Raw genomic sequence first — 26,262 nt, 5'->3', positions numbered from 1 at the left:
GAATTTTTCGAATAACTGAAAATACTGATTTTTACCATTACATACTTATCGTAACGCAAACATCGTAATGATCACCCAGCATCCTCATTGTAAAGGGGTTTTCTTTTGGTCAGCATAACTTAACCTTACAGATTAAAACATTTTCCCACCAGAGATTTCAAATACTCAGTCGTAAGATTTGCCAAACCAATTTGTTCTATATAGGCAAAGTCTGCATTCTTTTTATTTATCACAAATTTTCTTTCTACGCCATCAATGCTTGCCAGCAGATGGTAATTCCCTTTATAAGTTTGCTCAACACGCATATTGCTGATGGCGTGTCCATCGATTTCCATTGCAGCATCTTCGACTTCGCACTCCCATTCGCCCCATACCTTCAGGTGGTTGGCGATAGTTGACTCAACTCTGCCTATCCACGACTCCGATATCCCAATCTCTGCTGCTATTGTACGGAATTGCTTCAATGAAGAAACAACATCTTTGATGATAGCATCGGGACGACGAATTCCGTTATCACGGGCAAATTCAATAACATCCGAGCGTGTGATGTCATACAGTTTAGTCCGAATATACATGCAATGTTCCTTGTTTGGCAAATAACCACCTCTATCAATGATGTAAGTAATATCGTATGCAGGGGCAAGACGCCAAGAGCCATCGTCGCTCATAATAAACGAAAAATTTTTGTTATGGTCATCTGTGTTATTCGATAGAATATTGAAGACCATTCTTCGAAATACTTCCTGGCAATCCGCATCAGGCAGACGGAGCTTACGGCAAACAGATATCAATTGCTCATAACTCTCTGCATCGGGATATATGGCAGCCAAAGTCTGTGTATGAATCTTTTTTCCACCATTACGATCAAACCGTCTGGTTAAAAAATGATTGTTTCCATCCACTGAATATAACATTGACGGCATCATATTTATACCTGCCATAGTTGCCAACTTATAATAAGTCATTTCTAATTCTGCCGAACAATATTCGGAGTTACCAAATTTGAGAAGATAATAGTCATATCCTTCCAAAGCTGCAATTTGACCGCTTCGTATCTCTCCTGTTTCTCTGTTTATCGCAATAATCGCTTTCGGCTGACGCCCCCCAGCGGATGTACCTACAGTCAACAAAGATTGCATGGTTATGGACTCCTCTGGCATAATACGGGCATTCTCCCTTTCTACAAAAATGCGTTCTGCCAAATCTGCCAACGACTTAACATCTATTTTTTCTGTTCTTCGCTCCCTGTTAGTTTCCGGAATAAATTCTAACGCTCCCATTCCTCGTCTGCCTATAAACGAGAGCTTATCCAACGGATTTATCTCTGAATTGGATATTTTTTGCTGTTGACGCCATAAATCAAACAATTGGTTACCCCAGGCATCAGGCAATGAATCTGCGACAAATGCCGGAAGCTTCTGGTAAATCTTGGCATCTTCACCCCAAACAGGCAACAGCCCTCTGGTACCATCAACAGGTGCAACCAAAGGGGATATATTCAATCCTTTTCTGATAAAATCGGGATTATATGTGAAATAAGAAAGATGTCGGCGTTCATCCCAAGCCAAACGACCAATTTCTTCTTCCCAAAGTATTATTTTTAACGACTTCATCATATCTGTATGTCTTATTTAGAGTGTCTGATTCGTTGCGCTTTTTTCTCATTTTCACGCATAAGATAAGGCGATTCGGGCAATTCCGGCAAAATATCGTCTAAAGAATTAATCTGACCGACGACCTTCAACAAGAGAATAAATGTTGACAATGAAAGGTTGCCTGCCGTGCCATTTTCAAACTTGTGTATGGTAGTAAGCCCGACACCTGAAAGTTCCGACACTTCTTTTTGTGTCAGATTGCACCGCATTCTATATTCCTTAAAACGAGTACCCAACATGCGTACTAGCTCAGGAGTGGAGTATTCAAACAAATCTTTCATATTTATATATCACTATACTGATGATTAAATACTATATATCGCCATTATATTCACTATATTGACATTTACAATACAAAAGTAGTAATATGTTTTGAAATAGCCAACGAATGCGCATAATTATTGGCTTGCCAAAAGAAAAAGATACTCAACTTGACTTTAATGACCGTTATTATATACACGGGCAATAAAGTTAAGTCAAACAGAGGGAAAAGGAAGATTTACCCGACTGATTTTTCTTTTCGCCAGCAATCGGTATAAGTCACTTCGTATTCAATCTTGGAGAAATAATTTGCGATATAATCACAACATAATAACAGATGAAACACCCTACAACATCTTTCGTAAATATCATTGAAAGACTTACAAATTTGCACCCAAAATCACCTTTTTTATCAAAGTCTTCTCATTTGTTTCCTTGTACCGGAAAAACGCATTATCTTTGCAAAAGTTCAGCGCAGGAAAAGGGGCAAAATCAGACTTTCCTACCATTTAAGTTTCAAACTATTGGTAGTCAATTGGTCTAACATGCTGCATCGGAAAATAACCGTCACCCGGCAAAAATGCACCGGAACAATACGGCTGTCGTCTTTTTCAGCCGCCATATTTGGAGTTTCCCGACATTTTTCCGAAATTTAACCGATCGGACCGCGCCGGACATCCGGCACAGCGGAAACCGCTTCGGCAGACTATGCCTAAACCTTAAAAACAGAGATAACCGATGAAGAAAATCCTCTTATGCTGGCTGGCCGCGGCGACGGCGCTGACGGCCGGCGCGCAGAGCAACGAATGGCAGGACGCCGGCGTGAATGCCGTGAACCGAATGCCGATGCATGGCTCCTGGTTCGCGTACGAATCGCCGGAAGCCGCACAAACGGGCGACAAGACCCTCTCGGAGCGGTTCGTCACGCTGAACGGAAACTGGAAATTCAACTGGGTGCGCGACGCCGACCAGCGACCGACGGACTTTTTCCGCGTCGGCTACAACGACAAAGGCTGGAACGACATGCCCGTGCCGGGACTCTGGGAGCTGAACGGATACGGCGATCCGGTCTACCTCAACGTCGGTTACGCCTGGCGGGGCTGGTTCAAAAACGATCCGCCGCACGTTCCCGTCGAGCAGAACCACGTGGGTTCCTACCGCCGTACGGTCGACATCCCCGCGGCATGGGCCGGCAGGCAGATCGTCGCGCATTTCGGCTCGGTGACGTCGAACATCTACCTCTGGGTCAACGGCCGCTATGTGGGTTACAGCGAGGACAGCAAGCTGGAGGCCGAGTTCGACCTGACGCCCTACGTGAAACCCGGCCGGAATCTCATCGCGTTCCAGGTCTTCCGCTGGTGCGACGGCACATACCTCGAAGATCAGGACTTCTTCCGCCTTTCGGGCGTGGGCCGCGACTGCTACCTCTACGCGCGCGACAAACGGCAAATTACGGACATTCAGGTCGACGCCGCGCCTTCGGCCAACTACACCGCGGGAACGGTAGCCGTCAAAGCCTTCTTCCCCAGGCAGGCGCGGGGATGCAGCGTCGAACTGGCGCTCACCGACGCCCAAGGGCGCAGCGTCGCGTCGCAGCAGCTGCGCGTCACGAAGGACGAGGAGCGCTGCACGCTCGACGCCGGGAAAGTCGCCCTGTGGAGCGCCGAGACGCCCGTGCTGTACGGACTGACGGCGACGCTCCGCGCGCCGGCGGGCGAAGTGATCGAGGTCATTCCGCTCCGGATCGGATTCCGCGACGTGAAGATCGAGGGCGGGCAGCTGCTCGTCAACGGCCGGCCGGTGCTGATCAAGGGCGCCAACCGGCATGAGATGGACCCCGACTACGGCTATTACGTCTCCGAGGGGCGCATGCTGGAGGACATCCGCATCATGAAGGAGAACAACATCAACGCCGTGCGCACGTGCCACTACCCCGACGACGCCCGCTGGTACTCGCTCTGCGACCAATACGGACTCTACGTCGTGGCCGAGGCCAATATCGAGTCGCACGGCATGGGTTACGGCGAAAAGACGCTGGCCAAGAATCCGCTCTACGCCAAGGCGCATCTGGAGCGCAACGAACGCAACGTGCAGCGCAGCATCAACCATCCGTCGGTCATCATCTGGTCGCTGGGCAACGAAGCGGGCGACGGGCCGAACTTCGACGCCTGCTACGACTGGATCAAGGCTTACGACCCCTCGCGGCCGATTCACCACGAACGGGCCGTCTATTCGCCCGGCAGCCGCAACACGGACATTATCTGCCCGATGTACTGGGACTACGAGCGGTGTGAGAAATACCTCGCCGAGAATCCCGCCAAACCGCTGATCCAGTGCGAATACGCCCACGCCATGGGCAACTCGATGGGCGGATTCAGGGAGTACTGGGAGCTGATCCGCCGCGAACCGAAATATCAGGGCGGATTCATCTGGGATTTCGTGGACCAGTCGCTGCACAAAAAGGGGCGCAACGGCGTGACGGTCTACGGCTACGGAGGCGACTGGAACCCCTACGACCCCTCGGACCAGAACTTCTGCGACAACGGCCTGATCGGTCCCGACCGCATTCCGAACCCACACATGGAGGAGGTGCGCTACTACTACCAGTCGGTCTGGACCTCGTGGGCCGGCGATGCGGGGAATACGGTGGAGGTCCTCAACGAAAATTTCTTCCGCGGCCTCGAAAACTACGACCTCCATTGGGAGGTGCTCTGCGACGGGACGCCCCTCCGCCGGGGCGTCGTCGACGGACTGAAAGCCGCGCCGCAGCAGCGCGTGCGCATCACGCTCCCCTACGATCCGGCCACGCTGCCCGCGGCGGGCGAACTGCTGCTCGACGTGGCCTACAAACTCAAGACGGCCGAAGGCATCCTGCCCGCGGGCCACACCGCGGCGCGCGCCCAGCTGCCGATCCGCGAATACGTCTTCACGGCTCCCGCGGCGAAATCCGCAGCCGAAGGTGAATCGCTCTTCGTTGCGGACAACCACAAAGACTTCCTAATCGTCGCGGGCAACGGCCTGCGGCTCGACTTCAGCCGCAAGACGGGCTTCATCACCCGTTACGAAGTCCGCGGGCTCGACTTCCTGGCCGACGGCTCCACGCTGCGCCCCAACTTCTGGCGCGCGCCGACCGACAACGACTTCGGCGCCGGACTGCAACACAAAATGGCCGTCTGGAAACAGCCGGAGATGAAACTCAAGACGCTGACCCATGCCGAGGCCGACGGCATCGTCACGGTGAAGGCCGGCTATGAAATGCCCGGGGTGCAGGCCACGCTGGAGATCGAATACGCCGTCGACAACACGGGCGCCGTCACGATCGCACAGTCGCTGCACGCCACGCCGGGGGCCCAAGTTCCCGACATGTTCCGCTTCGGCATGCGCTTCGAGATGCCCGAGGCGTTCGACCGCCTGCAATACTACGGCCGCGGCCCGGGCGAGAACTACGCCGACCGCAAATCGTCGGCCTTCGTGGGACTTTACCGCCAGAGCGTCGACGAGCAGTTCCACCCCTACATCCGCCCGCAGGAGACCGGCACGAAGAGCGACCTGCGCTGGTGGCACCTCGCGGACATCGGCGGACGGGGTCTTACGGTGACCTCCGACGCTCCGTTCTCCGCCTCGGCGCTTCACTACCCGCAGGAGTCGCTCGACGAAGGCCCCGCAAAACGACAGGGACACTCGCCCGAGGTCGAAAAGCAGAAGAACGTTTCGGTATGCCTCGACAAGGTGCAGTACGGACTGGCGTGCGTCAACTCGTGGGGCGCGCTGCCGCTGCCCGAATACCGGATTCCCTACGCCGACTACACGTTCCGCCTGAAGATCGCGCCTGCGACCCGCCTATAAGCCGCGCCACACGCCCGAAGGCCGGAGTCCCCCGCGGATTCCGGCCTTTTTATCGGCCGCAGGACTTGCCGGGGAGACAAAAAATGCGCATCTTTGTCGTCCGTTAAACGATCCCGAACATGTTATACACCGAAGATACGCGCATCGAAGCGCTGGCCGTACACGTCGTCGGCAACAAATCGAAGGACGAACCCCTGACGGTCTCGCCCGAACTCTCGGCACAGGTCGCCGACGAAGGGCTGATGCGCACGCTCACGGCCTATTTCCTCGGCGGCTTCAAGAGCGAGGAGTGCTACAACCTCCACCACGAGACCGACCTCGGGTGCAACGAGGTCTGGAACTTCGCATGCAGGATCTTCGACGATCCGGAGGCGCTCCTCGAACATTCGGTGAGCCTGGCCAAGCACCTCTACGAGAGCGGCATGCACCCGCAGATCAAGGGCGGCGAATTTTACACGGTCTACTTTTCGGACTGCAATTTCGGCGGCGAACGCTGCGACGCGCTGGGGCTGTTCAAGTCCGAGACGCGCGACACGTTCCTCGACGTCGAACAGCAGGCCGGAGGGGTGCACATCGCGGCCCGCGAAGGCATCGACATCAAACGGCTGGACAAGGGAGCCGTCATTTTCAACACGGAACGCGAGGAGGGGTTTGCGGTCTTCGTCGTCGACAACACCAACCGCACCGAAGCACGCTACTGGATCGACGACTTCCTGCGCGTGCGCCAGCGGCAGGACAACTACCACAATACGCACAACACGCTGGCGATGTGCAAGAAATACGTCACGAAACACCTCTCGAAGGAGTTCGAGGTGTCGAAGGCCGACCAGGCCGAGCTGCTCAACGAGACGATGAAGTATTTCCAGGAGCAGGAGAGCTTTTCGATGGACGATTTTTCGGAGAAGGTGATCCGCCAGCCGGAGGTCGTGGAGAGCTTCACGCGCTTCCGCCAGGAGTACGAACAAGACCGCGACATCCGCATCGAGGACGAATTCGGCATCTCGGATTCAGCCGTCAAGAAGCAGGCGCGGTCGTACAAGAGCGTCATCAAGCTCGACCGCAATTTCCACATCTACGTCCACGGCAACCGCAACCTGCTGGAGCAGGGCGAGGACGAGAAGGGCAAGTTCTACAAAGTCTATTACGAAGAGGAGGAGTAGGACTACCCGAGCATGCCGCCCAGCACCAAACCGAACAGCACGAGGAACAACGCCCAGTGGCACAGCCGGAGGTAATGACGCCCTCCGGCTTTTTCACACAGCAGCGACACCAGCCAGAAGACGCACCAGCCGCCGAACACCAGCAGCAGCAGGAGTTCGAGCGCGAAATTGCGCGGCAGGACGCTCGTCCCCAGCAGCAAAAGAAAAGCCGCGCAGAGGAACAGGTCCACTGAAATCATCTGAACGCCGCAGCGGCCCATCAGCCACGCCTCGTAAGCTCCGGAAGGGGCCGTTGCCGCATCGGGGCGCGCCGCCGAGTAGAAGCGGTTGCCCGAAAACACGTGTACGAAGAATGCGGCGGCGAGCAACGCTCCGGCCGCCAGAAACCATCCGTTCATCATCATCCCATTTTACGGTAAATACACTCCGGCATGTGCCGGATCAGCCACGCAGGCAGCCGCCAGCGGCGTGTGACGACCGCCACGCTACGGCGGCGGCGGATGGCCCGCACGATCCCCTCCACGACCCGGTCGACGGGCATCACCCAGAACAGCCCCTCGCCCTTGGCCATCTCCGTCGCGACGAATCCCGGACGGATGTCGGTTACCGGGAGGGGCAGTCCGGACTTCGCAGCCCGCTGCCGCAGGCCCTCGGCATAGTTGATCTGATAGGCTTTCGAGGCGTTGTAGGCCGGAGCCGCACCGCCGCCGCGCAGGCCCCCGACCGACGTGATGACGACCAGATGGCCGCCGCCCCGCTCCTCGAAACGACCGTAGGCCCAGTCGACCGCCGCGGTCCAGCCCACGACGTTGGTGCGGATGGCCGGCTCTTCCAGCGCATAGTCCAGTCCGGGATTCAGGTCGCCGGTTCCGGCGCTGACCACGCACAAATCCATGCCGCCCAGCTCTCCGGCGAGGCGTTCCAGCGCCGCACAGGCGGCGGCAGGGTCCATGATGTCGGCCGCGGCGTAACAAAAGCTGCCCGGACGGCTGGCCGCCAGCTCCTCCAGCAACGCCTCGCGCCGCCCGGTCACGCCGACCCGGTATCCCTCGGCCGCAAGGCGTTCGGCCAACGCCCGGCCGATGCCGGAAGTGGCCCCGATGACAATCGCTCGTTTCATGGAAACAAAGTTAACGGGTGCGCCCCAAAAAAACGTTGACGCAGATCAAGAAATCAGCGGACACGGCGGCGGATGCGGCTCAACGTCTCGGGACGCACGCCCAGATAGGAGGCCAGTTCCCGCAGGGGAACGAGCTGCAACACGTCGGGACAACGCTCCGTCAGGGCCTCGTAGCGTTGCTGCGGCGAGGCGGCATAGCGGTCCAGCAGGCGTTCGTAAACCTCGGCCAGCATGTGTTCGGCCAGCCTGCGGCCCAGCCGCTCGCAGGCGGCATCGGTGCGGTAGAAGGTTTCGAGCCGTTCGCCGGGAACAAGCAGGGCCTCGGCGCCGCACATCGCCCCGATCGTCACCTGCGACGGCGCATCGACGCACATCGAGATATAGTCGCCGACGAACTCTCCGGCAAAGGCGTAACCCACGACATGCTCCTCTCCCGCGGCGTCGGCGTGCACGTAACGGAAAGCGCCCTGCACGACCAGTCCGCAGCGGTGGCTGCGGAGTCCCTGCCCGGAGAGGCGTTCGCCGCGGGCGAAACGCCGTACGACGCCCTCGCGGCGGATAAAGGCGGCGAGTTCCGAAAATTCGGCCTCCGTTATGTAGCGGTTGATATTCACGGCTGTAAAGATAATCCATCAATTTGGGAGAACCAAACGAAGGCATCAAACATGCTCTGCCTCGCGGCCTTCGCGCTGCTTTGGATCGCCGGTCCCGGGCGGTATGCCGCCGGCAGCCGGATCGCCCGGCGGCTCTGCACCCGGCCCCCTGAAAGCCATTCGCACGCCGTCGGCACGCCACCTCGCAGACAAACGCCGCTCCGCTGGCCCGGATTTTGCCGTCCGGAAAGAAAAACCACACCGTCATGGCTCCGAAAACCAAAACTCCCGACCGGCTCACCGTCGAAGAACGCCGCGAACTCCCCGCATCGGCGTTCGGAATCCCCGAAACGCGCGAATTCCCGCTCGTCGACGCAGCGCACATCCGCGCGGCGGAAGCCTATTTCCGTTACGCGCCCGACGACAGGAAAGCCGCCCTGGCGCGCCGCATTCTCGCCCGCGCCCGCGAAATGGGCGTCGACGTCCGCAGCCGTGTGATCCGCGGCTGGGCCGGGGAGGCGTAGGAACCGAAAAAATCGCTATCTTTGTCTGCACGGGCCGCCGAAAGACCCGTGCGGATAGATATGGAAACAATCACCGAATTTCTCATCGACTGGGGCTACTGGGGCCTCTTCCTCTCGGCGCTGATCGCCGGAAGCGTCCTGCCTTTCAGCTCCGAGGCGGTGATGGTGGTGCTCGCAGGCATGGGGCTTGATCCCGTGGGATGCGTCGTCGCGGCCGCGCTGGGCAACACGCTCGGCGGCATGACCTGCTACTGGATCGGGACGCTGGGCAAGACCGAATGGATCACCCGGCTGGGTGTCTCGACGCGCCAACTGGCCCGGGCGCGGAAATTCCTCTCGGGACGCGGGGCGCTGATGGCCTTCTTCGCCTTCCTGCCCACCATCGGCGAGGCCATCGCCATCGTGCTGGGACTGATGCGCAGCAACGTGTGGCTGACCGGCAGCGCGATGCTCGCGGGCAAGACCCTGCGTTACATTGTCGTACTGGCGACCTTCCGGGGCGCCCTATCCCTTTTCTGATATGGAAATTCGCAAAACCGAAACCCCTTCGCGGGAACTGTTGCTGCTGGCCGACGAGGTCGAAGCCTCGGTGGCCGACTACATCGGCCGCGGAACGTGCTACGCCGCCTGCGACGACGGCCGGATCGTCGGACAGTACGTGCTGATCCACACGCGGCCCTTCACGGCCGAGGTCGTGAATATCGCCGTCGTGCCCGACCGTCAGCGGCAGGGCATCGCCACGGCCCTTTTGGCCCACGCCGTCGACACGGCCCGCCGGGCGGGGTTCCGCCTGCTCGAAATCGGCACGGGCAATTCGGGATTCGGGCAGATCGCCCTCTACGAACGCTGCGGATTCGTCCGCTGCGGCATCGACGTAGACTATTTCCGCAAGCACAGCCCTACGCCGATCTTCGAAAACGGCGTGGAGTGCCGCCACATGGTGCGCCTGCGCATGGAACTCGTTTGACCGGGTTCCTGCCGGCAGGGAGAAAAGACGTGCGGCAGGAACCCGATCTGTTCTCACGCCGCCGACCGCAGGGCAGTCCTCCTATAAAAAAGCAAGGACGCAGGTACAACCCCTATTGGTCGGCCTCGCGAGCCTTAACACGGTGAGTTGCCCTTACGCCCAAGCCTATATTCCGTCCAAAGCCGAAGCCGCCGGACGAGACTATAAAAAAATGCGGAAGGAACCCGGCCCGGCGAACAAACAGTGACGCCTCATTTTGCTTTGTCCGGAAATTCCATGAAGAATCTCCCAAAAGCCGGACCGGGTTACATTCCTTCCGCACAAGTCATGTACCTGGTCCGTTCTCACGCCGCCGCCCGCAGGGCAGTCCTCCTATAAAAAAGCAAGGACGCAGGTACTAACTCCTTATGGTAGGCCTTGCGAGCCCTTCACGGTAGTTTTTCCTACGCCCAAGCCTGTCCCCCGCCCGAACGGGCAGGGACAAGGCTCAAGTTTCAGACAAAATTTATACCGTGAATAAAGCCGTATTACTACGACAGTCGCAAGTTTACCATAAGTATAAAGGTTTGTCTTAACCTTTGTTTCTATTTTCTATTGCGAAGATAGTCAAATAATCCGACTAACCAAAAAATCCGGCCCCCTTTCGGAGGCCGGACCCACTATAAATAACTATGACAAAAACTTTCGTTTATGCGTTGGCGGTCGCCAGCGGCGAAGCCTGCGTGTAGGTGCGGGCGGCCAGCTCCTTGTCGAGCATGTACAGCCCGAACTTGTTGCCTTCGACGGCCTCGCAGGCGGTGATCATCTCGCGTGCCGACTCCTCCTCCTCGACCTGCTCGTCGACGAACCAGACGAGCATGTTCGACGAAGCGTAATCCTTGTCCTCGGCGGCGATGGCGGCCAGATTGTTGATCATGGCCGTAACCTCCTTCTCATGGACCAGCGTGTCCTGGAACATCTCCAGCGGCGAAGTCCAAGCAGTGCGCACCTCCTCGATCGGGAGCAGCTTCACCTCGGCGTCGCGCGAGAGAATGTAGTTCATAAAGATCCGCGCATGGTCCTGCTCCTCCTGGAACTGTACGTAGAACCAGTTGGCGACACCCTTCAGCCCCTTGGCCTCGGCGTCCATCGACATCGAAAGATAGAGATAGGCCGACCAAAGCTCGGCATTGATCTGCGCGTTCATCGCTTCGTGTAATTTCTTGCTTAACATAACTGTATTGTTTTAAGTTTGCGGTTTATCATCGTTCGTGATACAAATATACAATAGTTTTTCGTGATTTGTATCAAAATAGTCATCAAATTATTTTATATCGAAATGGCGAGACATTATAAAACAAAATAGACGGCGTCCGAATACGTATTCGGGCGCCGTCGGATGGTTTTCAGCGGAATGCGGATCAGTCGTCGATCTCGATCAGGCGGAACTGAAGGTCGAATTTCAGGTCGAGACCGTTGTCGAGCTTCACCTCCCAGTCGCGCTTGTCGCGGTCGATCGAGACGATCTTGCGGCCTGCGAAGTTCTTGGCGACATAGTCGCGGATCTGCTGCGGAACGATGGCTGCGGGAACCTCGCCGTACTTGCAGTCGACCTCCTTCCACGCTCCGTCCTTGGCGAACTCGACCTTCGAGCCGTTGACGAAGACCACCTTGTAATCCTTGTCGAACAGTTCCTCGTCGACTTTGGCGTAGGAGACCTCGACAGCCTTGAAGTGGGTCTGGACGAACTGTTGCGCAACGGCGGGAAGTTCGCCGACGGTGATGATCCGGTCTTTACCGGCGAAAGCGGGAACCGAAGAGGCCATGACGGCCAGCGAAGCGAGAAGAATCGTGAACTTTTTCATAATCGTAGTGTTTTAATTGAATTTCGTACTGCAAAGTTGCGGCCCGAAACTGAAACGAATCTGAAAAAAGCGGATTTCCTGCATTTTTTTCACGCCGGGAAATCGACCGCGAAGCAATGCCGCCCCTCCTTATAAGAATAGGACACCTTCAACCCGTAGAGACGGCAGACTGCGTCGACCACGGCAAGGCCCAGCCCCGTAGAACCCTCCTTCTTCGTTCCCTGATAGAACCGGTCGAAGATACGCCCGGCGTCGAGCGGACCGCCCGCACCGCTGTTGCAGACCGTGAAGCGACGCGGAGCGACGCGCACCGTCACCTCGCCGCCCTCGTCGCCGTGAACGAATGCGTTTTTCAGCAGGTTGGCGACCACGCTCCCGGCCAGCGACGGATTCATCCGCGCCGTGAGCGGCCCCTCGTCCACGAGCGCAAAGCGCATGCTGCGGTAGGCGTAAATCTCCTCCATGTCCTCGGCCGTGCGGCGCACCAGTGCGTTCACGTCGACCTCTTCGGCCTCGGGGAACTGGCCGTTGTCGATCTTCGACAGCAGCAGCAGCGAACGGTTGAGCCGCACGAGGTAGTCCAGCGTCCGCTGCACCTTGGCGATCTCGCCCAACTGCTCCCCGGTGAGCGCATGCGCATCGTCGACCAGCATTTCCAACCGGTTGCGGCAGACCGCCAGCGGAGTCTGCATCTCGTGCGAGGCGTTGCCGATGAACTGTTTCTGCCGCTCGAACGACGACTCGGCCCGCTCGGCATAGCGGCGCGCGGCATCGTTGAGTTTCCGGAACTCCGTGACGGAGGTCTCGACGGCCAGCGGCGCATTCCGCGCCCCCACGGTGTAACCGTCGAGCCACCGCAGCAGGGCGTAGAGCGGCCGCATCGTGCGGTAGAGCACGATGACCGTGACCAGCAGGATCATCAGCAGCAGGAAGAGGTAGAGGCAGACCATCCACCGGAGGATCGACTCCCGGAGGTCGTCCTTCTCGATGGTCGGAGTCATCACCGTCAGCTCGCGCCATTGCCCCGCGCCGTCGCGGAACAACTTGCGCAGCACGCGGGCCGGCTCCTTGTCGTCGCGTTCGGGAATGAAAATCTCCTCGTCGGAATAGCGTTCGTGGTGCTGTGCGGCGGCATATTGGGGCGACACTTCGTGCAGGAAATAGCCGTTGTTGCCCTCGTCCGCCGGAACGGGAAGCTCCCGTCCGGCCAGAACCCGCTTGACGATCACTTCGGCACGAGCTTCGAGCGCGTCGTCCACCTCGTCGTTGATCTCGTCGATCAGCGTGAAGTAAAACAACACGGCCCATGCCGCCAGAAGCAGCGACAGCGCCCACGAAAGGTGCAGCAGGATGCGGTAAACCAGTTTCACGGCTGTACGAGTTTATAGCCGAAGCCGTAGACTGCGCGGATCTCGATGTCGGCGCCCGCATCGTGGAGCTTGCGGCGCAGGTTCTTCATCTGCGCATAGACGAAATCGAAATTGTCGGCCTGGTCGATATGGTCGCCCCAGACCCCTTCGGCCAGCGCGGTCTTGTCGACCGTGTGGTTGGGGCGGGACATGAAGTAGTGGAGGATGTCGTACTCCTTGCGCAGCAGCTCCACCTCGCGGCCCGCCACCTCGACCCGGCGGCTGTCGGGCCACAGGCGCACGTTGCCCGCGTCGAGGCTCTCGTAACCGCCGCGCTGGTGACGGCGCAGGACGCTGCGGATGCGGGCGCTCAATTCCGCCAGGTGGAACGGCTTGGAAAGGTAGTCGTCGGCGCCGAGTTCCAACCCCTCGATCTTGTCGTCGAGGGAATCGCGGGCCGAAATGATGATCACCGCAGCCGGGCTGCGACGCCTCTTCAGCTCTTCGAGCAGCCGCAGGCCGCTGCCGCCGGGCAGCATGATGTCCAGCAGGATGCAGTCGTAGTCGTATGCGGCGATCTTGTCGAGCGCCGCGGCGTAATCGGCGGCCTGCTCGACGACGTACTGCTCCCGGGTCAGCGTCCGGACCATGATCTCCCGCAGGGAGGGTTCGTCTTCAACAATGAGTATCTTCATAATACACTCCTTTTTCTCGTTTCTCGGGACAGGGGGAGGGGCGAAAATCCGGTCTTGAAACCCGCGGCCCGCCACCGCCCTCCGAAACCCGTCTTTCAGACGGGCGAAATTACGGCCCGAATCCGAAAGGAAACTGAAATGCCGGGAATCAGCGCTGCCCGGTGCGCCGGAAATAATTCTGCAAGACCAGCAGTGAAATGATCTTTTCGCGCCGGCGGTCGCGGAACTGCGCGACGTATTCGTGCGCATGCGCGATGATCGCCTCGGCCTCGTCCGGATGCTCGATGTAGTAGCGCATCCGCTCTTCGAGGTCGGAATAGTCGGGCCGGATCTCGACGTAGTGGTAACCGGGGATGAGCGTGCCCTCCATGAACCACGTCTCGTAGGTCGGACGGGGCATCACGGCCAGCGAGTTCGACGACATGATCCACTTGAGGTTCGTCGCCACGTCGTAGCCCTCGATCGCCAGAATGAACTTGTAGTTCAGGTGGTCGTACATCGAAATATGGGGTTTGGTCCACTCCGGGGGATATTCGGGACGGGGCGTCGAGATGCCGGCATCGCAGCACTCCGAACCGAAATACATGCGCATGAAACGTTCGCGGTGGGGACGCCGCGTGATCGCCAGCCGGAAAATCGCCTTGTCCGACTTCTTCCGGAACGGAATGTCGTCCCGCAGGAAGATGAAATGGCGAACCTTGTCGAGGTTCAGCAGCACCGAATTGGCGTTGTCGCCGCAGATCGGCCTGCTCTTGACGATCGACGGCACGTCGGGAACCGTCGTCACGTCCCCGGGAACGGTATTCCACAGCAGGCGGTCGCTGAACCAGCGGGTGAACTCGTAGGTATCGAAGAAATAAGCCGTCTTGACGCCCCGGCGGAACTTGTGGTCGCCTAACGGACGCAGCCCTTCGCGGGGGGGGGTCGCAGGCGCAGGCGACAGTTTGTTGTAATAATCCGCCCGCCGGCAGATGTACTCCCAGTCGGGGCGGCGTTCCGCCTCGGCGAGTACCCGGTCCAGACGGGACTGCAACAACCGTTTCGGCGTAAGGTAACGCGCGAAACTCCGCAGGAACCAAAACAGTTTGATCTGTTTGTTGTGAAAAATACGGTTCAGACGGTTCATCGGCAATGGGTTTAGCTCAACAAAGATACGAAAAAGTCGAATGGGTTGCAAAACAGAACCGTACAAGATTCCGTAAAACCGCCTACTGATATAAAAGGGGCGTTACGGCTCCAAAGATAAAAAAATTCCGCGAAAACGAACAAAAAAAGGCGGAAACCGATGTTTCCGCCTTTTGCCGGGGATCGCCCCGTTTATGCCTTCAGGCCGTCGTAGGCCCACTTCACATAGGTCGCACCCCAGGTATATCCGCCGCCGAAAGCCGACAGAATGAGGTTGTCGCCCTTGCGCAACTGGCTCTCGTAGTCGCAAAGACACGAAGGAATCGTGGCGGCCGTGGTATTACCGTTGCGGTCGATGTTGATCATGCACTTGTCCTGCGTGATGCCCATACGGCGCGCCGTGGCGTCGATGATGCGCAGGTTGGCCTGATGGGGAACCAGGAAACGGATATCCTCGCCCTTGAGGTTGTGACGCTCCATCATCTCCACCGAAACGTCGGACATCTTCGACACGGCAGCCTTGAACACGGCGTGGCCGTCCCACATGATCGTGTGCCAGTTGTTCTGCACGGTTTCGACCGAAGCCGGGTAGCGCGAACCGCCCGCCTTCATGTAGAGCTGCATCTCGCCCGAGCCGTCGGAATGCAGGATCGAATCCACGACTCCGAGACCTTCGGTATTGGCTTCCAGCAGCACGGCGGCGGCAGCGTCGCCGAAGAGCGGGCAGGTCGAACGGTCGGTATAGTCGACGATCGACGACATTTTGTCGGCGCCCACGACGATGACCTTCTTGCTCGTGCCGGCCTCGATGAACTTCGCGCCGGTGGTCAGGGCGAACAGGAAGCCGCTGCAAGCTGCCGAAACGTCGAACGCGAAGGCGTTCTTGCAGCCAGCCTGGTCGGCGATCAGGTTACCCGTCGAGGGGAAGAACATGTCGGGGGTCACCGTGGCGCAGATCACCACGTCAATCTCCATGGGGTCCACCCCCGTCTTATCCAACAAATTGATGACCGCACGGGCGCCCATGTAGGAGCTGCCGATACCCTCGCCCTTGAGGATATGGCGCGTCTTGATACCCGTATGCGACATGATCCACTCGTCGTTGGTGTCGACCATCCGGCTCAATTCGTCGTTGGTGAGGATATATTCCGGAAGGTACTGTCCCACACCCGTAATAGCTGCTGTTATCTTACCCATTAGCTTTGGCTTTTCGTGTTTTGGTTAATTTTGAAACGCACGTTGCAGTTTCGCTGTCAGATCGGCCTTGATGACCTGTTCGGTCGAAAGGATCATGCTCCGGATCGCCTGGGGCGAAGAGCATCCGTGACCGATGATAACGGGCGCGTTGACGCCCAGGACGGGTGTTCCGCCCACGTTTTCGTAATTCATGGCGTCCCAGAAGGCATTGCGGCAGCCCAAGGCCGTGTTGATGCGGTAGAGGCCCTCGGCCATTTTCAGCGCCGTGTTGCCGACGAATCCGTCGCAGACGATCACATCGGCGACCTTGCCCGAAAAGAGATAGGAACCCTCGACATTGCCCACGAAATTGATCCGGCTCTCCGCCTTCAGCAGTTCATAGGTGGCTTTGGTCTGGGCGTTGCCCTTGGTCTCCTCCTCGCCGATGTTGAGCACCGCCACGCGCGGACGCTCGATGCCCAGCACCGCCTCGGCGTAAATCGAGCCGATCAGGCCGTACTGCGCCAGCACCTCGGGCTTGCAGTCCACATTCAGGCCCACGTCCAGCAGCAGCGCAGGACGCCCTGCGATGGTGGGAACGATGGATGAAATCGTGGGACGCACGACACCCTCGATCGGTTTGACGGCATACATCGAACCGACCATCATGGCGCCGGTCGAACCTGCGCTCGCAAAACCGTCGACAGCTCCCTTGGCCAGGTAGCCGAACCCGACCGTGATGCTCGAATCCGCCTTGGCCTGGAAAGCCTTGGCCGGATGGTCGCCCATCTCGATCACCTCGGTGGTCGCTACGATTCCGAACCGCTCGGCGGGACATCCCTCCGAAGCGAGCACGGACTTAATTTTCTCTTCGTCGCCGAACAGCACGATACGGCTGTCCGACCCGATCGCATCGAGCGCCATGACGGCTCCCTTGACAGCCGCTTCGGGTGCATAATCGCCGCCCATGGCATCTACGCCAATCTTTATCATACTCGTACGAGTGTTGGTTGATATCCTGTCCCGCTCCCGACCCGCCCCCGGAAAACATGCACGACCGGGGATTCAGGCGGCCGGAAGGGAACCTTCATAAATTAAAAAAGAGGCACTCCCCGCGGGGATGCACTCTTTTGAGCGCCGGAATTATTCGGCAGCTTTCTTCTCGATGGCGAGCTTTCCGCGATAGAAGCCGCACTCGGGGCATACACGGTGATAGAGCACCGCTGCGCCGCAGTTCGAGCAGGTAACCACCGTCGGAACGGTAGCCTTGTAGTTGGTTCTGCGCTTATCGCGTCGCGTCGACGAGACTTTGTGTTTAGGATGTGCCATTTTTAAATATAATTTATAAGTTTAAACGTATCTTTATCCGTGTTTATTTCGTGCCACCGGGTTCTTCGCCGCCTTCGCCTTCTCCGCCGTCCGCGCCTTCGGCCTCCATCCGCTCGCGCAGGGCGGCCAGCTTGGCCCATTCGCCCACGCCGCGCTCCCCGGCGCCTTCGGCCGCAGCCTCGATCGACGCGAACTCCCGGTCGGAAACGATCCGGAAGCGTTCGAGCATCTCGGGGTTGCACTCCCCCTCGGGATGCACCCGCTGGTAGGGCAGCGACAGCACGATGCTTTCGTAGATGTACTGCGCAAGCTCCACGCGGTCCTCGCCCGGCAGCATCCACATCACCTCGCCGTCGTATTCGTGCACCTCGTCGGAGAATTTCACCACCAGCTGCCCCTCGAAATCAATGGGCACACGGCAGTCCTCCAGGCATCGGTCGCATTCGACGACGACATGACCCGTGATCCCGACATCGAGCGTGAGCTGCTTCTCCGAGCGGTCCACACCGACCGAGACCTCACACCGTCCGTCCTTGATCTCCGTGCTTTCGAAGGCTTCGAACAACGCCTTGTCGACCTCGAAACGGAAGTCGTGACGACCGTTTTTCAGCCCTTTCCAGGCAATCGAATATCGTTGAGCTACCTCCATTTACGCACATTTAGTGCGCAAAGTTACGAAAAAATAAGACATTTGCAAAGAAAACCGCGAGTTTTAGCACTCCCGGCCCGGCGGGGCGCAAATAAATTTGGCGTTGCACGACAGTTGTATTATTTTTACGGAAAAATAGTCCGCGCACGGCCCGCCGAACCGATCCGGCGCCGTATCCGGCCCGCGCGGCCCCGACAGAACATGGACGAAAAAGGATTTACAATCGAAGTCACGAGCCGCTACGAAGGGTGGTGGCGGTACAATGCGGCGCTGATGTGCGGCTGTTTCGACGCCGCCGGCCGGCGCATCGGATTCGCCTCGTCGGCATCGACCGTGGCCGACGTCGGCTCGAACCTTGCCGAACGCCCCGCAGACATCGCCGCGGACCGCACGGCCGCGCTGCAAACCATGCCGTGCGACCACCTCGTGCTCTACTTATATATAATCCCCCACACGCTGCCCGCGGACAACGAAATCGACGCGACCAGGCCCTTCGGGATCGAGGTGAGGATCTCCTATGCCGGACGCCGCCTGCGCACCGAAAAGCGGGAGATCAACCAATGGTCGGGCGCCTCGGTCGAAATGCGGGTAGATTCGAAAAAATAGGCTCCCGACCGACCCGGAAGCCGATATAAAGAAAAGAGGAAATCATACGAATCTCCTTTGAAAAAATGGGATAGACGCAATATAATGTAAACAGTACATTTATAGCTGTTTAACAATATTGCGGCCAAGGTAGTAATCGGGTTTCAGCCCTTGAAAAAGCAAAGTTCGGAAATAGTTGCGTTACCAAATCGTTACCGCAGCTATTTCCGAATAGTTTTTAACATAGTGCTGTTTTTCAGTTTGTTGCACTGAATTTACCAACAACAAATAACTCTATTCAACGTATTAACAGTAAAGTTATTAGAGTTATGGTAAGAAGCACTTTCAAAGTCCTGTTCTATCTGAAACGACAATCCGTGCAGAACGGCAAAGCTCCCATCATGGGGCGCATCACGATCAACGGTACGATCTCGCAATTCAGTTGCAAGTTGTCCGTATCTCCCGCACTCTGGGATACGAAAGCCAATAAAGCCGCTGGCAAGAGCGTCATGGCCCAGCGCATCAACGAAAAGCTGGAAAATATCAAAACCAACATCGGTAAACACTACCAGCGTATCTGCGACCGTGATTCGTATGTTACGGCCGAAAAGGTCAAAAATGCGTGGCTGGGTTTCGGTGACGGCTACCAGCTGTTGATCGAAACTTTCGACGCTTATCTGAAAGATTTTGAGGAAAAGCGTGCAGGTAAAGACCGTGCGATAGGTACACTCGTTTGTTATCGTAAAGCCCGCAATTATCTTGCGGCCTTCCTTCGTTACGAATATAAGGTAGAGGATATTCCGTTCAAAGAGTTGAAGCGGGAATTTATCGAAAGATATGTCGTTTACCTTTCGACGGTGCGGAGAATGCTTCCGGGCAGTATCCACACGCCGATCAAGAAACTGAAACTGATGACCTATACGGCCTTTAAGAACGGTTGGATCACTACCGACCCGTTTTCCGGCTTCCGTATCTCGGTAACGTACCGCGACCGCCGTTTTCTGTCCGAATCGGAACTGCAAGCCGTGATGAATGTCCGCCTGCCCAATTACAAAACGGCCATTGTCCGGGATATCTTCGTGTTCTGCTGTTTCACGGGGCTATGCTATGCCGATGTAAAGAAACTCTCCCGCGAAGATATACACACGGACGAGCGGGGCGATATGTGGATCATCGACCAACGCACCAAGACGGGGACGCAGTTCCGGGTGAAGCTGTTGCCCGTTGCCAAACAACTCGTCGAGCAGTACAGTCGCTTGCAGTTGCCGGACGATAAGGTGTTTCCGGTCAAGGACGATAATTCGATGAATATGTCGTTACGGCATGTTGCCCGACATGCCGGACTGTCGTTCAATCCCACGACGCACACGGGTCGCCATACCTTTGCAACGACGGTCACGCTGACGCAAGGCGTACCGTTGGAAACGGTCAGCAAGATGTTGGGGCATAAGCATATCACCACCACACAGATCTACGCGAAGATCACCAACGACAAAATCGGGCGGGATATGGATGTGCTGACGGATAAGATTAGAAATAAGTTCAAGTTGGTATTTTGATGCGTAAGGTAATCCAACTATTCTTTAAGCACATTGAATTGTATATTCGGAATAGTTTTGAATAGTAGTGGTGGGAATAAAAGAGGCTACTGCACAGCAGCCTCCCTTATTTGATATCAGAATCTAGAATTGTAAAAATCACCCTCTGTTATATCCTGTAATTCTTGTAGAACGGCAAAAGTAATAGCATCTTCCGTATATTTCTCTTTCAATTCCACATAACGTATAAAAGCTGCAATTTCTTCTGGAAATCGATCTCTAACAAGATAAACGAACGCACGTGTATCTTCTATACTAAATTCGCCAAGAATCTGACTTTGAATTTTATTTATATCCTTTGCCGCAATCTCGACGTCATTATCGGCATAACCTAATGCTACTATAGCAGTAATCCACGTTTCAATTAATGCTTCATTAGTCCGGATATTATCAATTCTCCCCATACCTTGTAATCGCATATGAAGACTTTTCCTAATTAATCGTTTAACTTGTTCTTCCATAAATGTTCATTTTATTTATACATAATTTTTGTTTGTTCTGGAATATTATAAATGCTGCGTTCGTAAGTTATCCCTCTCAAATCCCATCCATCTTTTAAATATAAATTTTTTAAAGTAGGCATCGGTGCACATACCAAGGTAGCATCATGTCCCCAATTTGTATATAAACTTGATTCACTGACATCCAAATTCTCTATTTGGTTATTACCACATGACAACCATGTTAAATTTCCGCATTCTTGTAGAGATAAATTATTTATCATATTTGACGTGCACTCTAACTTTTGTAATGCTGTTAATCCATTACAATCTAATTCTGTCAATTTATTAGATGATATACACAAGTTATTTATTTTGGTATAAGATCGTATATTTAGCTGCGTAATAGCATTATTTTGTGCATAAATTGTGTGTATACTCACATTCCTCTTTAAATCAAGTGTGGTCAAATCATTATGACTACAATCTAAAGAATATAATCCGCCTGCATCAGGTAACTCTATATTATTTAAATGATTATTACTGCAATTTAAATTTGATATTGAAGCGTCTGTAATATCTAAAGTTTGCAATCCACAATAACTGCAATCTAAAGAACGTATTGAAGTTATGCTTGATACTTTTAGATGTTTTCCCCCTTCAATTACATGATTTAAATTTAATTCACCATAATATAAATATTCTTCGAGTCCATCTCTAATTAAGCGTTCTTTCTTTGTATAATCGTCATATTCAGTTGTATAAGGCAATGCTGTCCCCAAGACAATGGACTCGAATTGATTATCTAACCATCTCAATTGCTTTAAATTTATATTTTGTGAAATATCCAAATGTTTTATTTGGTTTGAACGACAGTCCAAATACTCAAGTATAGGACATTTTGAAATGTCTAATTTTACTAGCTCGCATTCGTGTATGTCTATGCCTTGAACAGCATCTCCTGTTATTGTTAACTCTGTAGATCCACATAAACTTTTTTTTGTGAAAGTTGGCTCAACACAAAATATATTTCCATAAGGATCTGTCCTTGTCCGAAGATTAACATTCCCGAAATGAATAGTAGTAAGTGGATTACCATCATAGTGCACGTTAAATTGGTCTGTAATATTCAAATTCCTTAAATCTAATTCTTTCAATTGGTTATTTGACACATTTAACTCCTCTAAAGGGCAATTTGCATAATTTAAGTTTTGCACTTGATTATTAGCGCAACTTAAATTGACAAGATTCGGACATTGGGATATATCTATATCAATTAGAGAATTACCCGATACATCTAATGCTGCAAGTGTTTCACTTTTTACCTGAAGCGATTTTGATTTTCCCACCTTTAATCCTAACCTTTCATCATTATCGGCGTCCAGATTAAATGATTTAATTTTAATATTTCCTAAATTAAGTAGGGATAATGGATTATTATTACAATCAAGACGCGTAAGTTTTGAATTATGCGATACGTCTAAAGTTTTCAGATTATTGGCATTACAATAAAATGTTTGCAAATTCGGACATGCAGAAACATCTATTGATTCCAATTTACTACTTTGGGTAATCCACAAAGTAGATAAATATTCACTAATGACTTTTATATGGGTCGAATTTCTCAGACATAATTTATTTTCTGCAATATTAACATTTGCCCGACCTAAATCAATAAGTTCCAAAGGATTGTTGTTGATCCGAATTACCTTTAGTTTAGTGTTTTTACTCAAGTCTAGACTCTTAATCATATTATCATAACATTCTAATCTTTCAAGATTAGGACATTCGGAAACGTCCAAAGCCTGTAAAGCACATTCAATAACAGTCAATCCTTTCATACTGGAACCAATAATTTTAAGAGTCGGTCCAACCATATCGTATAAGCCGAATACAGGTGAATCATTCCAAGTATTCTCAGTATATTGATAGGGTGAAATATCTCCTAAATTGATATAGCAAAATGGATTCTTATTCCATATAATAATTTCCAAATTTTTATTATAACTTAAATCAATGTCTGTTATCTTATTTTGAGAGCAATTTAGCTTTTGTAGGTTTACTGCATATTCAATACCTTGTAAAGAGGTAATATCTAAATTAGAGCAGTCTATTTCAACAATATCTGCCATTTCGGATATAGACATCTCCCCGTCACCATTCTTGTCAAAATATTTGCATAAATACGTTTTAAAAAGAAAATCTTGAATGTCTACAATCGTATATTCAGCAGATTGAACAATTGTAAGTTCAACTTCTTTATGCGCATCTGTATTGACGAGGGTTATTTTTCCAACTCTTCGACTCCCGCTAGTATTTTCTGATATATTTAAGGAAACTGTACTACTTTGTAAGGCTCTTGTCTCAACTAAAGAAATCCAATCTGTCATTTCAGGAATTTTAACCGAATAATTGATATTACTTTGAATATCAACTTTAACGATTGATGCAGAGTTTCCTATATAATAATCGGTGGTAGATACTATTATTTCATTTTGTTGGCCTTGTATGATATTTACTGTTTGTTGTAAAGAATTTTGCTGATTTATAAAAAGAATTTGAGCATTGCGATTATCTGGCGTACCATTAGGAGTTATTGTATAATAATGCGTATGAGTAGACATTGATCGGGTTTTATTTTCAATAATCCAATCTACATCGGGCATTTTTATTTGATAATCAACATTACTAGATACTTCGACTTTTATAGTTTCTCCCTCATTTGATACGGCGTAATCACTTTGTGTAAGTACTATAGAGGGTGTTTCTCCATTTTGATAAATATTTACTGTTTCAGATACTTTCTCACTTTTAATAATGATTGCACCTTCTCTCCTCGACACATTTTCATTAGGCTGGACTTTAAATGTTAAATATGTTGTCTGCATTGCACGAGTTTCCTCTGGTAAAATCCAATCTCTGTCTTTATCTGCAATTTCATAGTCAAACTGTATATTGGATTGTACCTCTATGGTAATTGTTTTACCACTTGCAGGGACTTCGATTTTTGATGATGTTATAGTTAGCGCATCCCGTTGTTTTTGGATAATTGTCAATTTGGCAGAGGCTTGCCCACAAACAAAAGTATATGTTGCATTACGTTCATCTACACTTGCATTTTCTTGGGTTGTAAAAGTTATATTCGTACCATTAGTACCTTTCATGGTAGATACTTCACACCATGGAACCTCTCCCGATAAAGTCCACGATTTGTTGTCGGAACAAATAATTTGTATTGTCTGTGTCCCGCCTAAAGCATCAAAAGTCAATATAGACGGAGTGACAGAGATTGCATCTTCTTGTACGGGCGGTGTAGGCGGATTGGGATCGGATTCCGTAGAATCTTTACTGCAAGCAGCGGCAAAACACAAAACAAGTACCGTCAAAAAAATTTGAATAGATTTCATATGGTAGCTTATATGTAATGGTTCTTTAATTACATTTATAACTGATTATAAAAAGATAAAACAGAAGCCTATCTATATAATTCCAAAGTGTTTAATCAAATTCAGCAGATAGGTTGCACAAGCATTATTTGAAGTTGCATATTTATTTATATCCGATTCTGGCGTTTTTAAGATAACTGTTGTCAAATTATCAAATCTCATAGCATCTTCAAATGGTTTATGTACCGTATTTCTCATAAAATTCATATTGCAAGCACATATAACAGTATCGTAATCAATATATTTTGAGCAATAATCGTTTAATAAGTATGGATAATCACCCCAAGTTGAGATAACAATTTTTTTATTTGTACAGCTACAATTCATCAAGTATACGTAATCTTGTTGAGAAGGATTTCCTACGGAAATTTTAGATTCTTCTACGACAGTATTCGTATTCAATAGCATATTATGCAATAGATTGAGACTGGCCGTTTTGCCACAATTACTTTTTCCCGATAAAATAATAAGTTTCATAATTAACAATTTTTACCGTATAAACTCCTACTGCGGTGGGTTATATGCAAAAAGAAAGTGTGGAGTAGATTCGTTTATCTCAAGAAGGTTGTGGAATGACCCTGTAGTAATAAACGACGCAATACCCCACACTTGAATAGATATGGAATATGGGCGCAACAAAAGTCCGCCTTGCCATATTCTAACAAGAAATGAGTGCCGTTCGTTGTCCTACTACATTGAAAACTTCCACATTTTCTTGAAGGACAGTGCGAAAACACTTTCTATATGTCTACCGCAAACGCGGTAAGACAAAAGTAGAAAATAATTTTCACAACGAACAACACTCATATAAAAATTCATTGCAAATTTCAGCAAAACAAACTTTTTCTGCAAGTGTAAAAGTCCTTGAAATACAACTTTATTATTCCCAATTTGAGGATTATCGGGCCTTTTGCGTACAGAGCAAGCGGTGGCACGAAAATGCCACCGCTTTTACTACTACTAATCAACAATCCCGTTAAAACGATTCTTTTACCAGTCTTAAATTCTCTTTCAATACCTCATGTATTCCGCTTTCGGGATATATAATCAACCGTTCCCCTACGGATGTAAATGGGATTCTCCGCATATCGCGCAGAGTCTGCAGCGTCCGGGGCGAAATATGCAGGTATTCGCATACCTCGTCGCCCGTCATATAGCGTTCCCCACAAATCACAGGACGGTAATTCCGTTCCGCAGTTTGCAAGACCCGCTCTATCTCGGCAATACATGCCCGGGCATCCTTCACCTCTTGGGTGTCCGCCGTCAGATAATCCAACGCCATTATTTCACCCCCTTTCTTTTAGTCCGCGTTCGCAAATATTCGTCGATGTCCTTCGGACGGTAATAAAACTTTCCTCCGACGGATGAAAAGGCTATTATGCCCTTATTGCGGTAGCTTTGCAGCGTGCGTTTGGTAATGTTCAGCAACTGGCATACCTCTTGGCTGTCCATTCAGCCGTCCGCAGTCTTCGGGTCGAATTGCGCCTGTACATGCCGGGCTTTTACACTCAATGCTTTCAATCTTCCGACGAGCGAAGTCCACACCTGCTCGTCGATGCATAATACTGCCATACGACAAAAAATTAAAGTTAAACATATGTCACGCGGGATTCTCCCGCGCCTGATTTTTCAGTTCGCTCTTTTTCAGTAGGGGTTGCAGGAACCCAACGTCTGCTGCCTGCGGAATGTTTCGCACCCATTCTCCCACGACAGTCATTGGCGTTTGTTGGCTTCATCCCTGATACGAATTCCGGCAGCCAACATCTTTCCCTCCTTCTTTATTTTTCCGACAGAGCCGCAAGATAATGCCGTCTTACGGGAAACGATTTCCATGACCGCTCCAGTCCGCTCCAGTCCGCAACACACGCATTTTTACCGCTACACCGGCTGCTTGCAGTTG

26 protein-coding genes are annotated in these 26,262 nt (G+C 52.5%); 7 read left to right on the top strand and 19 right to left on the bottom strand.

Annotated features, from left to right (window positions below; all coding sequences use genetic code 11):
• Positions 1-125 precede the first annotated feature (125 nt).
• A complete protein-coding gene (locus NQ492_RS10355; protein WP_015547477.1) occupies positions 126-1,616 on the bottom strand; it encodes a type II toxin-antitoxin system HipA family toxin in 1,491 nt (496 codons plus the stop codon).
• Positions 1,617-1,627: 11 nt separating this feature from the next.
• Positions 1,628-1,936, bottom strand: coding sequence for a helix-turn-helix domain-containing protein (locus tag NQ492_RS10350; protein ID WP_013612025.1), 309 nt, complete (start codon positions 1,934-1,936; stop codon positions 1,628-1,630).
• A 718-nt stretch (positions 1,937-2,654) separates the two neighbouring features.
• Between NQ492_RS10350 and NQ492_RS10345 the strand changes: the two genes are divergently transcribed.
• Positions 2,655-5,762, top strand: a complete 3,108-nt coding sequence (locus NQ492_RS10345) for a glycoside hydrolase family 2 TIM barrel-domain containing protein (protein ID WP_259872903.1) — start codon at positions 2,655-2,657, stop codon at positions 5,760-5,762.
• Between the two features lie 119 nt (positions 5,763-5,881).
• Positions 5,882-6,922 (top strand): nucleoid-associated protein, encoded by a 1,041-nt coding sequence (locus NQ492_RS10340; RefSeq protein WP_015547476.1) that lies wholly within the window; start codon positions 5,882-5,884, stop codon positions 6,920-6,922.
• Positions 6,923-6,924: 2 nt separating this feature from the next.
• Here the strand turns inward: NQ492_RS10340 and NQ492_RS10335 are convergent, their stop codons facing one another.
• The 3 genes from NQ492_RS10335 to NQ492_RS10325 are packed head-to-tail and all read right to left on the bottom strand — an operon-like array spanning position 6,925 to position 8,656.
• Positions 6,925-7,320 carry a hypothetical protein gene (locus NQ492_RS10335; protein WP_044054822.1) on the bottom strand — a complete coding sequence of 132 codons (396 nt, stop codon included), beginning with the start codon at positions 7,318-7,320 and terminating at the stop codon, positions 6,925-6,927.
• Between the two features lie 2 nt (positions 7,321-7,322).
• Positions 7,323-8,042 (bottom strand): SDR family NAD(P)-dependent oxidoreductase, encoded by a 720-nt coding sequence (locus NQ492_RS10330; RefSeq protein WP_015547474.1) that lies wholly within the window; start codon positions 8,040-8,042, stop codon positions 7,323-7,325.
• 53 nt (positions 8,043-8,095) lie between these two features.
• On the bottom strand, positions 8,096-8,656 hold the full coding sequence (locus NQ492_RS10325; protein ID WP_044054493.1) for a Crp/Fnr family transcriptional regulator: 561 nt from the start codon (positions 8,654-8,656) through the stop codon (positions 8,096-8,098).
• 245 nt (positions 8,657-8,901) lie between these two features.
• On the opposite strand from NQ492_RS10325, the gene NQ492_RS10320 reads away from it, so the two are divergent.
• The 3 genes from NQ492_RS10320 to NQ492_RS10310 are packed head-to-tail and all read left to right on the top strand — an operon-like array spanning position 8,902 to position 10,126.
• Positions 8,902-9,159, top strand: coding sequence for a hypothetical protein (locus tag NQ492_RS10320; protein WP_022062005.1), 258 nt, complete (start codon positions 8,902-8,904; stop codon positions 9,157-9,159).
• Between the two features lie 60 nt (positions 9,160-9,219).
• On the top strand, positions 9,220-9,678 hold the full coding sequence (locus NQ492_RS10315) for a YqaA family protein (protein ID WP_015547473.1): 459 nt from the start codon (positions 9,220-9,222) through the stop codon (positions 9,676-9,678).
• Position 9,679: 1 nt separating this feature from the next.
• Positions 9,680-10,126 (top strand): GNAT family N-acetyltransferase, encoded by a 447-nt coding sequence (locus tag NQ492_RS10310; RefSeq protein WP_015547472.1) that lies wholly within the window; start codon positions 9,680-9,682, stop codon positions 10,124-10,126.
• Positions 10,127-10,814: 688 nt separating this feature from the next.
• Here the strand turns inward: NQ492_RS10310 and NQ492_RS10305 are convergent.
• The 9 genes from NQ492_RS10305 to NQ492_RS10265 all read right to left on the bottom strand — a co-directional run bounded on the left by NQ492_RS10305 (position 10,815) and on the right by NQ492_RS10265 (position 18,293).
• On the bottom strand, positions 10,815-11,339 hold the full coding sequence (locus NQ492_RS10305) for a ferritin (protein ID WP_022062013.1): 525 nt from the start codon (positions 11,337-11,339) through the stop codon (positions 10,815-10,817).
• Between the two features lie 187 nt (positions 11,340-11,526).
• Positions 11,527-11,970 (bottom strand): PepSY-like domain-containing protein, encoded by a 444-nt coding sequence (locus tag NQ492_RS10300; protein ID WP_015547470.1) that lies wholly within the window; start codon positions 11,968-11,970, stop codon positions 11,527-11,529.
• Positions 11,971-12,059: 89 nt separating this feature from the next.
• Complete coding sequence (locus tag NQ492_RS10295) at positions 12,060-13,340, bottom strand: sensor histidine kinase (RefSeq protein ID WP_044054492.1); 1,281 nt, start codon at positions 13,338-13,340, stop codon at positions 12,060-12,062.
• A complete protein-coding gene (locus NQ492_RS10290) occupies positions 13,337-14,014 on the bottom strand; it encodes a response regulator transcription factor (protein ID WP_015547469.1) in 678 nt (225 codons plus the stop codon). The genes NQ492_RS10295 and NQ492_RS10290 overlap by 4 nt, the downstream gene beginning before the upstream one ends.
• Before the next feature lie 148 nt (positions 14,015-14,162).
• On the bottom strand, positions 14,163-15,140 hold the full coding sequence (locus NQ492_RS10285; protein WP_022062016.1) for a glycosyl transferase family 90: 978 nt from the start codon (positions 15,138-15,140) through the stop codon (positions 14,163-14,165).
• A 191-nt stretch (positions 15,141-15,331) separates the two neighbouring features.
• A complete protein-coding gene (locus NQ492_RS10280) occupies positions 15,332-16,336 on the bottom strand; it encodes a beta-ketoacyl-ACP synthase III (protein WP_044054490.1) in 1,005 nt (334 codons plus the stop codon).
• A gap of 24 nt (positions 16,337-16,360) precedes the next feature.
• A complete protein-coding gene (plsX, locus tag NQ492_RS10275) occupies positions 16,361-17,308 on the bottom strand; it encodes a phosphate acyltransferase PlsX (RefSeq protein ID WP_083810235.1) in 948 nt (315 codons plus the stop codon).
• Between the two features lie 150 nt (positions 17,309-17,458).
• The gene (rpmF, locus tag NQ492_RS10270) at positions 17,459-17,644 is read right to left on the bottom strand and encodes a 50S ribosomal protein L32 (RefSeq protein ID WP_010264557.1); all 186 of its coding nucleotides are present in this window, start codon (positions 17,642-17,644) and stop codon (positions 17,459-17,461) included.
• Between the two features lie 43 nt (positions 17,645-17,687).
• The gene (locus tag NQ492_RS10265) at positions 17,688-18,293 is read right to left on the bottom strand and encodes a YceD family protein (protein ID WP_015547467.1); all 606 of its coding nucleotides are present in this window, start codon (positions 18,291-18,293) and stop codon (positions 17,688-17,690) included.
• 201 nt (positions 18,294-18,494) lie between these two features.
• Between NQ492_RS10265 and NQ492_RS10260 the strand changes: the two genes are divergently transcribed.
• Both NQ492_RS10260 and NQ492_RS10255 read left to right on the top strand, forming a co-directional pair.
• On the top strand, positions 18,495-18,899 hold the full coding sequence (locus tag NQ492_RS10260) for a hypothetical protein (RefSeq protein WP_022062019.1): 405 nt from the start codon (positions 18,495-18,497) through the stop codon (positions 18,897-18,899).
• A gap of 308 nt (positions 18,900-19,207) precedes the next feature.
• On the top strand, positions 19,208-20,437 hold the full coding sequence (locus NQ492_RS10255) for a site-specific integrase (RefSeq protein WP_015547466.1): 1,230 nt from the start codon (positions 19,208-19,210) through the stop codon (positions 20,435-20,437).
• 116 nt (positions 20,438-20,553) lie between these two features.
• Here NQ492_RS10255 and NQ492_RS10250 read toward each other — a convergent pair whose 3' ends face one another.
• From NQ492_RS10250 to NQ492_RS10230, 5 genes are all read right to left on the bottom strand, one after another.
• Positions 20,554-20,937: a hypothetical protein gene (locus tag NQ492_RS10250; protein WP_015547465.1), complete on the bottom strand. Its 384-nt coding sequence runs from the start codon at positions 20,935-20,937 to the stop codon at positions 20,554-20,556.
• A gap of 11 nt (positions 20,938-20,948) precedes the next feature.
• On the bottom strand, positions 20,949-24,323 hold the full coding sequence (locus NQ492_RS10245) for a BACON domain-containing protein (protein WP_259872902.1): 3,375 nt from the start codon (positions 24,321-24,323) through the stop codon (positions 20,949-20,951).
• Between the two features lie 72 nt (positions 24,324-24,395).
• A complete protein-coding gene (locus NQ492_RS10240) occupies positions 24,396-24,839 on the bottom strand; it encodes a hypothetical protein (protein WP_157359490.1) in 444 nt (147 codons plus the stop codon).
• A gap of 499 nt (positions 24,840-25,338) precedes the next feature.
• On the bottom strand, positions 25,339-25,515 hold the full coding sequence (locus NQ492_RS10235) for a helix-turn-helix domain-containing protein (protein WP_231839957.1): 177 nt from the start codon (positions 25,513-25,515) through the stop codon (positions 25,339-25,341).
• A gap of 128 nt (positions 25,516-25,643) precedes the next feature.
• Complete coding sequence (locus tag NQ492_RS10230; RefSeq protein WP_015547463.1) at positions 25,644-25,814, bottom strand: helix-turn-helix domain-containing protein; 171 nt, start codon at positions 25,812-25,814, stop codon at positions 25,644-25,646.
• Positions 25,815-26,262 lie beyond the last annotated feature (448 nt).

The sequence above is a fragment of the Alistipes shahii WAL 8301 genome (assembly GCF_025145845.1).
Classification (GTDB): Bacteria; Bacteroidota; Bacteroidia; order Bacteroidales; family Rikenellaceae; genus Alistipes; species Alistipes shahii.
The sequence above is the reverse complement of the archived record's forward strand: the minus strand, read 5'-3'. Positions and strand labels throughout refer to the sequence as shown.